Source organism: Ensifer sp. B1-9, from assembly GCF_050474445.1.
Lineage (GTDB): Bacteria > Pseudomonadota > Alphaproteobacteria > Rhizobiales > Rhizobiaceae > Ensifer.
Genome location: NZ_JBCHVG010000006.1, coordinates 183,847 through 196,039, shown reverse-complemented (window position 1 = coordinate 196,039; position 12,193 = coordinate 183,847). Strand labels below are relative to the sequence as shown.

Here is a 12,193-nt window from a genome sequence, read left to right as displayed (position 1 = left end):
AGCGTTAGTTCGCCTTCGCGACTTGCATTCCGATCTCCGCCAGCACCTCGTCAGTGTGTTCTCCTAACCGCGGCACGCCGCGCTCAAGCGCAAGTTCGGCACCGGAAAAGCGGATCGGAGTCCTGACGCCCGGTGATGTGCCGGCAGCGGCACCCGAGTGCGGCGTATCCACGCGCATCTGCCGATGCGCGATCTGCGGATCGGCAAAGACATCGGCAACGGTGTTGATCGGCCCGCCGGGCACGCCGGCATCTTCCAGCATCTTCAACAGCGTGTCGCGTTCGATCTTTGCGGTCTCCGCGGCCAGCTCCGGCGTCAGCGTGTCGCGGTTCTGCACCCTGAGCGCGTTGGTCAGATAACGCTCGTCTGTCGCGAGGTCGGGACGCCCGAGCAATGCGCAGAACTTCACGAACTGCCGGTCGTTGCCAACAGCGACAATCAGGTGGCCGTCCGCGGTCGGAAAGACCTGATAGGGCGCTATGTTCGGGTGCGCATTGCCGAGCCGGCGCGGCGCCTTGCCGGAGACCAGGAAGTTCAGCGCCTGGTTGGCAAGCACGCCGGTCATGCAGTCGAGCAGTGCCATGTCGATCTGCTGCCCCTCGCCGGTGCGTTCGCGTTGGGCAAGGGCCGCCTGCACGGCGATCACGCCGTAGAGTCCGGTGAAAATATCGGCGAAGGCGACGCCGATCTTCTGCGGCTCGCGATCCGGTTCGCCGGTCAGGTCCATGATGCCGCTCATGCCCTGGACGATATAATCATAGCCGGCACGGTGGGCATAGGGACCATCCTGGCCGAAGCCGGTGACCGAGCAATATATCAGCCGCGGATTGATCTTCCTCAGGCTCTCGTAATCGAGCCCATATTTGGCGAGCCCGCCGACCTTGAAGTTTTCGAGCAGAACATCCGACTGCGCCGCCAGCCGGCGCACCGCCTCCTGCCCCTCCTCCGTCGTGAAGTCGAGCACCACGGAGCGCTTGCCGCGGTTGCAGGCGTGAAAGTAGGCGGCGTCGAGCTTCTCGCCATCTTCGCCCGCGACGAAGGGCGGGCCCCAGGTGCGGGTATCGTCACCCGCCGGGCTTTCAACCTTGATGACGTCGGCACCGAGATCGGCCAGCGTTTGGCCGATCCAAGGGCCCGCGAGGATGCGGGCCAGTTCCAGGACACGAATGCCTTTCAGCGGCGCTTCCATGATCGTGTCGCTCAGAAGAAGGCCTGGAGGCCGGTCTGGGCACGACCAAGAATCAGCGCATGAACATCATGCGTGCCTTCGTAGGTGTTGACGGTCTCGAGGTTCACCATATGGCGCATGACCTGGTATTCCTCGGAGATGCCGTTGCCGCCGTGCATGTCGCGCGCCATGCGGGCGATATCGAGCGCCTTGCCGCAATTGTTGCGTTTGACGATCGAGATCATCTCCGGGGCCATGCGGCCTTCGTCCATCAGCCGACCGACACGGAGCGATCCCTGCAGGCCGAGCGTGATCTCGGTCTGCATGTCGGCAAGCTTCTTCTGGAAGAGCTGCGTCTGTGCCAGTGGACGGTTGAACTGCTTGCGGTCGAGGCCGTACTGGCGCGCGGCATGCCAGCAGAATTCAGCGGCGCCGAGCGCGCCCCAGGAAATGCCGTAGCGAGCACGGTTGAGGCAGCCGAACGGACCCTTGAGGCCCTCGACATTCGGCAGCAGCGCCTCTTCGCCGACCTCGACATTGTCCATGACGATTTCGCCGGTGATCGAAGCGCGCAGCGACAGCTTGCCGGCGATCTTAGGGGCGGAAAGGCCCTTCATGCCCTTTTCGAGCACGAAGCCGCGGATGGCACCACCATGGGCTTCCGACTTCGCCCAGACGACGAAGACATCGGCGAGCGGCGCGTTGGAGATCCACATCTTCGAGCCGACCAGGCGGTAGCCGCTCTCCGTCTTGATGGCGCGGGTCTTCATACCGGCCGGATCCGAACCGGCATCCGGCTCGGTCAGGCCGAAGCAGCCGATCCACTCGCCGCTGATCAGCTTCGGCAGGTACTTCTGTTTCTGCTCTTCGGAGCCGTAGGCATAGATCGGATAGATCACCAGCGAAGATTGTACGCTCATCATCGAGCGGTAGCCGCTGTCGACGCGTTCGACTTCGCGGGCAACGAGGCCGTAGGCGACGTAGGAAGCGCCAACGCCGCCATAGGTGTCAGAGACGGTGACGCCGAGCAAGCCGAGCTCGCCCATTTCGCGGAAGATCTCCGGGTCGGTCGCCTCTTCGCGGTAGGCGTCGATGATGCGCGGCTGCAGCCGGTCCTGCGCATAGGCCCGCGCGGTGTCGCGGATCATACGCTCGTCCTCGGTCAACTGATCTTCGAGGAGGAACGGATCATCCCATTGAAATTGCGTCTTGCCGGCCATGTTTCTCTCCCATCGGATTATTCGGCTGATGTTATCGCAAGGGGTGCAGGCCGTTTCAAACGAAATTGAGGCACCGCCTCATGCGTCCGGGGAATGGCCCCTGCTCCGACCCGGGACACGCGCCCCGTGTTGCAAAATCGCTGAAATATGACGACAAGAACTGAAGTCCTTCGGGCCGCCAATCCTCGCTGCCGAGCGGCCCAGTCAACGCAAGAGACCAAAAGCAAGCCACGACCATGGCCAACGACCGCCTCGAACGCTTCGCCCACAATCTCGACTGGAATCTGCTGCGCACCTTCGTCGTGCTTGTCGAGGAAGGCAGCATTACCGCAGCGGCAAACCGGCTGCTTCTGCAGCAGCCGGCCGTCAGCATGGCGCTGAAGCGGCTGGAGCAAACGGTTGGCCAGAAACTCATCGACCGGCGTCCCGGGCGCTTCAACCTGACAGATGCCGGCGCCCGCCTGCATGCCCAGTGCCGCGACATCTTCGCAGCCGTCATCCGGCTGCCGAACGTTCTGGAAACCGCCGGCGAGGAAATCACCGGCCACCTCAACATCCATTCTGTCAGTCACGCCCACAATCCTGCCTGGGACCGCAAGCTCGAAAGCTTCTTCCGGCTGCACCCGAAAGTGACGCTGTCGGTCACCATCGCGACAACTGTCGACGTGCTGAGCGCGGTCGAGCGCAACGTTGCGACCATGGGCCTTTGCGACGGTAACATACCCGAATGGCTCAACAAGCGCTTCCATGTGCGCGAGCGCTATGCCCTCTATTGCGGGCGAAGTCATCCGCTGTTCGGCGTCGAGGGCATCGACTTCAACGACCTCAGGGGCAATCCCTATATCGCTTTCATCGCCGACGTGCTGGGCGGCCAACACATGAACTCGGTGACGGCGGTGCGTGCAATCGGCTCATTCGGTCAGCAGGTCCGCGCCGTTTCCTGCAATGTCGAAGAGGTCATGCGGCTGATCGCCTCCAATGTCGGCATCGGCATGTTGCCCGATCACCTGGCGGCGGCGGCCGCCGCGAAGGGCCAGCTTTGGCAGTTGCCGCCCTACACCGACCTGCCGACGACCGATGTCTTCCGCATCTCCAACCCCAACGCGATCCTCAATCCGGCTGAAACTGCGTTTCTGGCCCATGTCGCCGACACCGAGCCACTCGACCACTGCCTCGATGAGATCGTCTGACCATTATCAGAATTGATAGCCACCTTTCCGGTTATAAATTTGAACGCGGATGGCAGCTTGCCTATGGTCCCGCCAACAACCAACGGAGGCGGGACATGCGCGAATACGATGTGACAATCATTGGCGGCGGCATCGCCGGGCTGTCGCTCGCCTATTTCCTGGCGCCACATCGCTCCGTCGTGGTGATCGAGCGGGAGGATGGGCTCGGCTACCACAGCACCGGTCGCTCGGCAGCAGAGTTCGTGCTGCGCTACAACGCGCCCGAGGTCTGTGCGCTCGCGACCATATCCAAGTCCTTTTTCGACAATCCGCCTGAAGGATTCTCAGAGGTGGCGCTGCTCAAGCAACGCGGCGGCGTCATGATCGCCAATGCCGAGAAGGCTGAGCGCTTCGAGGAGGTCCTCCTGGCGGAACACCGCGCCAATCCTGAAATCCGGAGACTGACCGTCGACGAGGTGATCGCGCGCGTGCCGATCCTCCGGCGGGACTATGTTGCCGCTGCCTATTACGATCCGCATTTCTGGGACATCGAGGTGGAAAACCTTGTGCAAGGCTATGTCCGGGGCGCGCGCCGCCAGGGTGCGGCGGTCATCGAACGCTCGGACGTGCTGGCACCGCGCCGGGACGGCGACCGCTGGGTGCTGACGACGAGTGCCGGCGATCTCAGCGCACAGACGATCGTCAACGCCGCTGGCGGCTGGGCCGATCCGGTTGCCAACCTGTTCGGCGTCTCCCCCGTTGGCATCGTGCCGCATCGCCGCACGGCGATCACCGTCGATCTTCCCGAAGGGATCGACGCGCTCACCTTGCCGGAAATCAACGAGATCGATGAAGACTTCTACATGAAGCCCGAGGGCGGGCGGCTGCTCGCCTCGCCAGCCGACGCCACCCCTTGCGAGCCGGCCGACGTCCAGCCCGAGGAAATCGATGTCGCCTGGGCGGCGCATTATATCGAAGAGGCAACGACCGTCCCGGTTCGGCGCATCTTCAAGAGCTGGGCCGGCATGCGCAGCTTCTCACCCGACAAACTGCCGGTCATCGGTTTTGCCCGCGACCGGCCGGATTTCTTCTGGCTCGCCGGCCAGGGCGGCTATGGCATCTTGACCTCGCCCGCACTTGGCGCCCTTGCCGCGAACCTCGTCATCGGCGCCGCAGCGCCGGAAGGCTTTGACACCGCCGGCCTTAACCCATCGAAATTCAGCCCGTCCCGCTTCGAGAAGTAACAGGATCGGTTTGTCGTCGCTCACGAGCCGATCGTCAGCAACCGCCACGGATCACTTGCGCGCCAGGCTGAAGGAAAAATGGCTGCCGCGGTGATAGTCGAGCGCGTAGACCACCGGCAAGCCTGCCGCATTGAAACAGGTCTCGCGGATGAGCAGCGCCGGCCCGAAGTCGCGCAAATCATTGCGCTCCACCACATCGTCGGGAAGCATGACGGCAGAGACGATCGCAGCCGACATCCGGGGCCTGCTCCTGTGCTGATCCAAAAGATCGAGCAGTGAACCGGTCCAATCGACATCATAGAGGCGCAACGGGATGATGCTGCGTGGGATAAAGTCGACGCAATAGAGGATCGGCTCGTCCTTGTGCAGCCGCAGCCGTTCAAGGCGGATCACCCGCTCACCCGGCTGGAGCCGCAACTGCTCCGCCGTGATCGCATCAGGTGTTTCTTCCGCTACGGAGAGAACCTTGTTTGCCGTGGCATAGCCATAGTGCCGGGCCATGTCCGTAACGCTTTCGAAGACGGTGATCGGGCGATCGACCTGAACGGCGGACATGGCCGAGACGAAGCGTCCCCGCCCGTGCTCGACATAGATGATGCTATCCTGCTCGAGCAGCTTCAGCGCTTCGCGCAGCGCCGGACGCGAGATCTTGAAGCGCTGCGTCAACTGCGCCTCCGTCGGCAATTTGTCGCCGGGATTGAGCCCTTCGTCGCGAATCAGATCCGCGATGCGGTCGCGAAGCTGAATGACCAGTGTGCGCGTATCACGAAGGGGTTCGTCCAATTCCTCTCACTCCGCTGAACAATCACAAAGATGTTCTTGTCTGACAAATCCTGGAAGGTCAAGTGTACCCCAGATCGCCCGGATTTTCGACGCTTCTCCGCCGGCCTCATGATGCGTAGCGGCCGCTGGCGAGATATCGCCGGATGCATCTCTCTTGACACCGCTTCACATTGTTGTCAGTTGTCTTACAACATTGAAGAGAACGGCGGACACCAAGACCGCCGGCCGAGGCAACCACCGGGAAAGCATGTCATGCTGAACTTTGACGAACAGAGATTTCTTCGCATTCAGTCGGGCGCGGTCGCGCTGCGCCAACAACTAGACGCCACGATCGCGGCCTGTCTCGCCGCCGGCGCGGAGAACATCTTCTTCATGGGGACGGGCGGCGCCGCCATCCTGATGCAGCCGGCCGCCCAGCTTCTTCAACGCCGGTCCCGCTTTCCCACCTTTATCGACCTGCCGGCAGAGCTCGTCCTTTCCGGATCGGCGAACTTCAATTCCAGATCCATCGTCGTCATTCCCTCCCTGTCCGGTACGACGAAAGAAAGCGTGGCGCTGCTTGAAAAGGCAAAGGCGGTTGGCGCGACCGTGTTGACGCTCGTCGGACACCGGGACACGCCGCTCGGTCAAGGTGGCGACCACATCTTCGTCAATTTCGCCGAGGACGACACCTCCTGCGAATCCTTCTATCTGCAATCGCTCTTCATCGCACTTTCGATCATGCGCCACCGCGGGGAGCTCGAAGATTACGCGCGGGTCATGGGCGAACTCGAAACCCTGCCGCAATCGCTGCTGGAGGTGAAACGCGGCTTCGAAGCCAGGGCAGAGGAATTCGCGGAGATTCTTGCCGGTTCGAACTATCACATCATCACCGGCGCCGGTAACGTGTGGCCGGAGGCCTTCTACTACGGCATGTGCATTCTCGAGGAGATGCAATGGATCCGTACCCGTCCGGTGCATGCCTCCGACTTCTTCCATGGAACTCTCGAACTGGTGGAACAGGACGTCAGCGTCATCCTGTTCAAGGGCGAAGATGCGATGCGCCCCCTGGCCGAGCGCGTTCAGAACTTCGTGCCGAACTACACAAGCAAGCTGACCGTTCTCGACACCGCGGAGTTTACCCTCCCCGGGCTTTCTCCCGACGTGCGCGGTCTCGTGTCACCGATCGTGCTTGCAACCGTGCTCGAGCGCATCAGTGCTCATCTGGAGGTGATGCGCAATCACCCTCTGACGACGCGGCGTTACTACAAGCGCGTTGCCTACTGAGCATTCGCGACGTAATCGTTCGCCTACAGCGCCGCGCGTCTTATCAGACGCGCAAAGGTCGCTGTAGGACTTTGATTTGCTGCATGTCTTCGTCCTCAAATCGAGGTTGATTTACGGAGACATGCCGAGCGGTCGCGGATGCGAAAACGCGTTCGCGACCTTTCCATGCGGCTGCCAGGAGACGCCATGACCACCTTCCGCCTTGCCGCCGTCGGCGACAATTGCATCGATCGTTTTGAGGCGCCGGTGGGAGAAGCCTATGTCGGCGGCAACGCGATCAATGTCGCCGTGCAGTTGGCACTTCTTGGGCAGCAGTCATTCTACTTCGGCGCCGTCGGCCGCGACCGCAACGGCGCGCAAGTGCGGCAGCTTCTTAAGCAGAACGGCGTTCGGCTCGACGGCCTCAAGGAGCGCGATATCAACACCGCCTACACCGACATCGGCATCACGCCGGAGGGCGACCGCGTCTTCCTTTATGAGGATTTCGGCGCCTGCGCCGGTTACCGACCCGACGCGGACGACATCGCCCTTCTGAAGACCATGGATCACATACATATCGGCTGGCTCGACGACGGCGGCGCACTGCGCAAGGCGCTCGTGGCCGCCGGCGTCAGCGTCTCGCAGGACGTCTCCGTCAATGCCACCCCTGCCGACCTTGGCGTAAAGGGCCTTAGCATCGCCTTCGGGTCCGGCGGCGAGGGCGGCAAGGACGCAGACCGATTGGCCGTTGATTTCCTCTCTCGCGGAGCCGAACTGGCCGTCGTCACACGAGGCGCCCTCGGTTCGCTCGCCACCGACGGCGCCGAACTGGCATCGACCGGCAGCCGTCCGGTGGATGTCATCGATACAACAGGCGCAGGCGACAGCTTTATCGCCGGGTTCATTCTCGCTCATCTCGAAGGCCGCCCGCTCATCGAACGGCTGGAGGCCGGACGCGACCTCGCTGCGCGCACCTGCACCCATGTCGGCGGGTTTCCGCAGCAACCGCACACGCTTTGACGCAATTCGCCCGCCCTGCCCGGCCCGGTTCAACACCGGGCCGGGTATATGGCGGGCACCTGCAATCTTTTCACCGCAAGGAATTCGCGCGCACCGTGCTCAGCGGACATCGAACCGCCCGAAGCGGGCTTCGACCCGCGACTGCAGGAATTCGAGACCGATCGAGAGGATCCAGTAGATCATCGAGGCGGTGATCAGCATCTCGATGTGGCGGAACTCGGTCTGGCCCTGGGTGCGGGCGAGATACATGATCTCCCAGACGCCGACGACCGAGACGAGCGAGGAGTCCTTCAGCATGGCGATGAACTGGTTGCCGGTCGGCGGGATGATGACCCGCATCGCCTGCGGCATGATCACCAGCGCCATCGTCTGGCTCGGGCTGAGGCCAAGCGCGGTTGCACCTTCCGTCTGGCCGCGCGGAATGCTCTCGATGCCGGCGCGGAAGATCTCGGTCATATAGGCGCCGTAGCAGAGCGACAGCGCCAGGATGCCGGCCGGCACCGCACCGATGACGTAGCCGACCTGCGGCAGGCCGAGATAGATGATGTAGATCTGCATCAACAACGGCAGGCCGCGGAACAGCGAGGTGTAGAAGGTGGCCAGCCCGTAGACGACGCCATTCTTCGACAGTTTCGCAATGGCGCCGACGAGCGCAATCAGCGTGGCGATCGCGATCGAGAGCACCGAGATGTAGAGCGTCGTGACGACGCCTTGCGAGACCAGGTAGCCGATCTTCTTGGCGATGAAGGCGAAGGACAGATCAAACGAATAGAAGAACAGCATCAACAGCACGAAGAGCTCGACCCAGACGCCGATCACCTGGCCGCGGCGCGGCAATTGCCGCAAGGCCTTCCAGTTCGCCGCCGCAATCAGGGCGACCATCACGGCGCTCATCAGCCGGCCGAGCGCCGGGTTGGCTTCCAGCCAGCCCGCCGACGTCGGCAGCAGATGGCCGATCCAGGCGGGGCTGATGCCGAGCCCGTAGATCGCCAGCGTGACGAGCGCCAGCAGCAGAACCAGGCCGGACCGTCGCGCGACATCCGGATAAGTCAGTATCAGACGACCAATCATCTCAAAATCTCCGGCGTTCAGGCCGCGCGCTCGCGCCACCAGTCCTGTGCCTGCAGTTTCCAATAGGTGAGTTGCGCCACCGCCAGCCCGGCATAACCGCCGGCCCAGACCAGACCGAACGGCCGGAAAAGCTTGTAGCGGTCGGACTGGCCGAGAATGCCTTCGGCCACCAGCTTGCCGCCGATCGCCGTCGTGTTGAGCCCGTGGCCGCCAAAGGCGGTGCAATGCCAGACCCCCGGCCGCATCTCGCCGATCTGGGGCATCAGGTGGCGGGCATAGGACATCAGCCCCGACCAGGCGAGTTCGGTCTTGAGCTCTTTCAGCTGCGGATAGGTGCCGGTCATCTCGCGGCGCAATTCGGCGGCCAGCGCCGCCGGCGACGCCGCCCGCGTGGTGATCCGTCCGCCCCAGAGCAGCCGCTTGCCGCCATCCACCAGCCGGTAATAGTCGCCGGCGCGGCGGTTGTCGCCGATCGCGTCGCTGGTGGCGATGGCCGAGCGGATCAGATCCGGCGCCGCCTCGCTCAGCATCACGTAAGTTGCGATCGGCAGGAAGGCGCGCTTCAGCCGGCCGTTGAGCGGTCCGGTGTAGCCACCGGTGGTGAAGACGACCTGGCGTGCCCTGACGCGACCACGGGCTGTCGACACCGTCTTTTCGGCACCGTCGAGCAGGCTTGCCGTTGCCGCCGAGCCCTCGTAGATCCGCCCGCCCAGCCGCTCGATCTCGTCGGCCACCGCCCGAAGGTAGTTCAGCGGATGCATGTGGAAGGAGCGGCTGTCGCGCAAGGCGTGAAAATAGCGTTTCGACTTCAATACGGAGCGGACACGCTCGGTGTCGAAATACTCCAGTTCGTATCCGTAGTTTTGGCGCATCGCATCGGCATGTGCCTTCAAGCTGCCGCCGTCGTCATAGCGTAGCACGCTGGTGATGCCGGGCTGCGCGTGCGCGCTCTCGATCTTCAGTGCCGCAATCGTTTCGCGAACGAAATCTACGCCTTCGATCGACAGCCGATGGATCTGCCGTGCACCTTCGGTACCGGCCATTCGCGCGATATTCTCGCCACCGGTCGCAAACCCCGGGCTGACAAAGCCGCCATTTCGACCGGAAGCCCCGAAGCCGACACTTTCGGCTTCGAGCACGACGACCGATTGCCCGGCGCGTGCAAGCTGAAGCGCCGTTGTCAGACCAGCGAGCCCGCCGCCGACGACGACCGTGTCACATTCGATGGTTTCCGAAAGGACTGGTCTGACCTTCCGGTCGACCATCGTCTTTTTGTAATAGGTATCCGGATAGGACATATTCTCTCGCCCCGCAGACAGCGATTAAGGGTTGCGGGCGGCATGGCTGCCGCCTCGCAGACTTGTCGAGGTCAATCGGCGCTGTAGTCCTTGCCGTACCACTTGGTGGTAAAGCTCGCGAGCGTGCCGTCCTTCTTCATCTCCGCAATGACGTCGCCGATCTTTTTCGTCCACTCCGGATCGGTCTTTTCCGCAATCACGACGAGCGGCTCCTTGAACGCGTATTCGCCTTCAAGCACCTTGAGCGGATAACCGTTCTTGATGGCGTTGAGCGCCGTCTGTTCCGGCGCGATGACGGCATCGAGGCGCACGCCATTACCGAGGCGCAGGTCGTCGAAGGGAAGCATGGAGTCGGCGAAGGTGCGGATCTCGCCCGGTTCCAGCTTGTATTCGATCGGCGGCAGCCCCGGAGCATCGATTTCCAACTGCCGGCGAATGAAATCTTCCGATGTCGTGGCGGTTTCAACGCCGACGACCTTGCCGTTCAGGTCGGCGACCGACTTCGCCTCGCTGTCCTTGTGAATGACGTAGACATAGGGGCTGTAGTAATAGATGCCGGCAAAATCGATGACCTGGGCGCGCGCCTTGGTCGGGGTCACCGAGCCGACGCCGACGTCATAACGTCCCTGCCAGCGGCCGCCGGTCAACGTGGCCCAGTCCGGCGTCTCGAAGCTGACCTCGACGCCGAGGCGCTTGCCGATCTCGCGGGAGACGTCAATGTCGAAGCCGACCAGCTGGTTGCTGTCGTCGAGATAGCTCTGCGGCGGCCACCCGCTGTTGGTGGCAACCACCATGGCCTTCTTGCTCATCACCCGGTCGAGCGTCTCGCCGGCCTGTGCGGCGGTGGCAAGTGCCAGCGCGGCAGCACCGACGGCGAGCTTTAGAACCAGTTTCCTCACGCGATCCTCCTGTTTGAACGTCAGCAATGGGTTCCCGTTTATGTAAGATGTCTGACAACATAAATTAGAAAGATCGATAAAGATGAGTCAAGGGTCGAAGCACGCACACTCCATGAAACGAAGTGATGGGACCATGCGTCCGCGTGATGAATGCGCCAACGAAGCGCGTTCCAGCACAGAAGCGCAATCATTCCGGCAACATGTGCTGGTACTCGGCCGTCTGCGACTTCGGACACGGACGCGCAGCCGCAGTTCGAAGCACTCGCGCGGTCTGGTCTGGTCTGGTGGGCGCGGCAAGCCGCGACACGCGGCGAACTCAAGCTAGCTCCCCGGATCGCGGCGCAAGCCTGCCGTTGGGCCGCAGCGTCCCTGCGGCGATTTCGAGCAATCGCAAAGCCATCGCCGAGCCGATTGAAGCCTTCGGCGAAACCTGACAGGAATACGTCCGGGAGGACGGTCCGATGTATTACGCGATCTTGGCTTATCATACGGCAGGCGTGGTCGAATCGTGGAGCAAGGAGGAGGACGCGGCCTTGATGTCCGACCTGCTCCAGGTTCACGATAGCTTCGTTCAACAGAAATCCTTTGGCCCGGCAGCGCGGCTCGGCCCCGTGGAAGGCGCGGTGACGCTGAGGGGCAAGGGCGAAGGTATCGTCACCGACGGCCCCTTCGCCGAAACCAAGGAGCAGCTTCTGGGCCTTTACGTCGTGGACTTCCCGTCACTCGAGGCAGCCATCGCGGCAGCACGCGAGTTGCGACGCAGCAATCCGACGGCGATCTACGAGATCCGGCCGATTGCGCTCTATATACCCGGGACGACCTTGGAACCTGGCCCAAAAAGCTAGGATCAAGCAGCGATATTGCACCATGACCGGATCGGGCGGCCGCCCTCGATCCGCTCCAAATCAACCTGGCAATCCCGTCGGAGGTGACCGATCGCGCACCTGCCGGCGCGATGCCGTTCACATTTGATTAACCCAGCCGCGCGGGTGTGAACTGTAACAGAACTTACAACAAACTGACATTTCGCTTTCATGAAGCGCCGATATGGCAGGTGTCATACCGATGACCGGTCT

At 62.5% G+C, this 12,193-nt stretch carries 11 protein-coding genes; 5 read left to right on the top strand and 6 right to left on the bottom strand.

Features of this window, described 5'->3' with window-relative positions:
• Positions 1-4: 4 nt before the first annotated feature.
• Both ACQ5BM_RS12915 and ACQ5BM_RS12910 read right to left on the bottom strand, forming a co-directional pair.
• The gene (locus tag ACQ5BM_RS12915) at positions 5-1,189 is read right to left on the bottom strand and encodes a CaiB/BaiF CoA transferase family protein (RefSeq protein ID WP_429811481.1); all 1,185 of its coding nucleotides are present in this window, start codon (positions 1,187-1,189) and stop codon (positions 5-7) included.
• Positions 1,190-1,200: 11 nt separating this feature from the next.
• Positions 1,201-2,388, bottom strand: coding sequence for an acyl-CoA dehydrogenase (locus ACQ5BM_RS12910; protein WP_429811479.1), 1,188 nt, complete (start codon positions 2,386-2,388; stop codon positions 1,201-1,203).
• Between the two features lie 236 nt (positions 2,389-2,624).
• Here ACQ5BM_RS12910 and ACQ5BM_RS12905 point away from each other — a divergent pair, with 236 nt between their 5' ends.
• Both ACQ5BM_RS12905 and ACQ5BM_RS12900 read left to right on the top strand, forming a co-directional pair.
• Positions 2,625-3,578, top strand: coding sequence for a LysR family transcriptional regulator (locus ACQ5BM_RS12905; RefSeq protein WP_429811477.1), 954 nt, complete (start codon positions 2,625-2,627; stop codon positions 3,576-3,578).
• Between the two features lie 95 nt (positions 3,579-3,673).
• Positions 3,674-4,801 (top strand): NAD(P)/FAD-dependent oxidoreductase, encoded by a 1,128-nt coding sequence (locus ACQ5BM_RS12900; protein ID WP_429811475.1) that lies wholly within the window; start codon positions 3,674-3,676, stop codon positions 4,799-4,801.
• Between the two features lie 51 nt (positions 4,802-4,852).
• Here ACQ5BM_RS12900 and ACQ5BM_RS12895 read toward each other — a convergent pair whose 3' ends face one another.
• The gene (locus tag ACQ5BM_RS12895) at positions 4,853-5,584 is read right to left on the bottom strand and encodes a GntR family transcriptional regulator (RefSeq protein WP_429811473.1); all 732 of its coding nucleotides are present in this window, start codon (positions 5,582-5,584) and stop codon (positions 4,853-4,855) included.
• 252 nt (positions 5,585-5,836) lie between these two features.
• On the opposite strand from ACQ5BM_RS12895, the gene ACQ5BM_RS12890 reads away from it, so the two are divergent.
• A complete protein-coding gene (locus ACQ5BM_RS12890; RefSeq protein ID WP_429811471.1) occupies positions 5,837-6,850 on the top strand; it encodes an SIS domain-containing protein in 1,014 nt (337 codons plus the stop codon).
• Between the two features lie 186 nt (positions 6,851-7,036).
• Positions 7,037-7,849 (top strand): PfkB family carbohydrate kinase, encoded by an 813-nt coding sequence (locus tag ACQ5BM_RS12885; protein WP_429811469.1) that lies wholly within the window; start codon positions 7,037-7,039, stop codon positions 7,847-7,849.
• 99 nt (positions 7,850-7,948) lie between these two features.
• Here the strand turns inward: ACQ5BM_RS12885 and ACQ5BM_RS12880 are convergent, their stop codons facing one another.
• The 3 genes from ACQ5BM_RS12880 to ACQ5BM_RS12870 form a co-directional block, all read right to left on the bottom strand.
• Entirely contained in the window at positions 7,949-8,920 is a 972-nt protein-coding gene (locus ACQ5BM_RS12880; RefSeq protein ID WP_429811467.1) for an amino acid ABC transporter permease, read from the bottom strand.
• A gap of 17 nt (positions 8,921-8,937) precedes the next feature.
• On the bottom strand, positions 8,938-10,218 hold the full coding sequence (locus ACQ5BM_RS12875) for an NAD(P)/FAD-dependent oxidoreductase (RefSeq protein ID WP_429811465.1): 1,281 nt from the start codon (positions 10,216-10,218) through the stop codon (positions 8,938-8,940).
• 71 nt (positions 10,219-10,289) lie between these two features.
• Positions 10,290-11,117, bottom strand: a complete 828-nt coding sequence (locus ACQ5BM_RS12870) for a transporter substrate-binding domain-containing protein (RefSeq protein ID WP_429811463.1) — start codon at positions 11,115-11,117, stop codon at positions 10,290-10,292.
• Positions 11,118-11,578: 461 nt separating this feature from the next.
• Between ACQ5BM_RS12870 and ACQ5BM_RS12865 the strand changes: the two genes are divergently transcribed.
• Positions 11,579-11,962: a YciI family protein gene (locus ACQ5BM_RS12865; RefSeq protein ID WP_429811461.1), complete on the top strand. Its 384-nt coding sequence runs from the start codon at positions 11,579-11,581 to the stop codon at positions 11,960-11,962.
• The last annotated feature ends 231 nt before the right edge of the window (positions 11,963-12,193 follow it).

Excerpts from the sequence above, each read along its gene's own strand:
- ACQ5BM_RS12880 (WP_429811467.1), bottom strand. The coding sequence starts at position 8,920 with ATGATTGGTCGTCTGATACTGACTTATCCGGATGTCGCGCGACGGTCC.
- ACQ5BM_RS12865 (WP_429811461.1), top strand. The coding sequence starts at position 11,579 with ATGTATTACGCGATCTTGGCTTATCATACGGCAGGCGTGGTCGAATCG.
- ACQ5BM_RS12915 (WP_429811481.1), bottom strand. The coding sequence starts at position 1,189 with ATGGAAGCGCCGCTGAAAGGCATTCGTGTCCTGGAACTGGCCCGCATC.
- ACQ5BM_RS12890 (WP_429811471.1), top strand. The coding sequence starts at position 5,837 with ATGCTGAACTTTGACGAACAGAGATTTCTTCGCATTCAGTCGGGCGCG.
- ACQ5BM_RS12905 (WP_429811477.1), top strand. The coding sequence starts at position 2,625 with ATGGCCAACGACCGCCTCGAACGCTTCGCCCACAATCTCGACTGGAAT.
- ACQ5BM_RS12885 (WP_429811469.1), top strand. The coding sequence starts at position 7,037 with ATGACCACCTTCCGCCTTGCCGCCGTCGGCGACAATTGCATCGATCGT.
- ACQ5BM_RS12910 (WP_429811479.1), bottom strand. The coding sequence starts at position 2,388 with ATGGCCGGCAAGACGCAATTTCAATGGGATGATCCGTTCCTCCTCGAA.
- ACQ5BM_RS12875 (WP_429811465.1), bottom strand. The coding sequence starts at position 10,218 with ATGTCCTATCCGGATACCTATTACAAAAAGACGATGGTCGACCGGAAG.
- ACQ5BM_RS12900 (WP_429811475.1), top strand. The coding sequence starts at position 3,674 with ATGCGCGAATACGATGTGACAATCATTGGCGGCGGCATCGCCGGGCTG.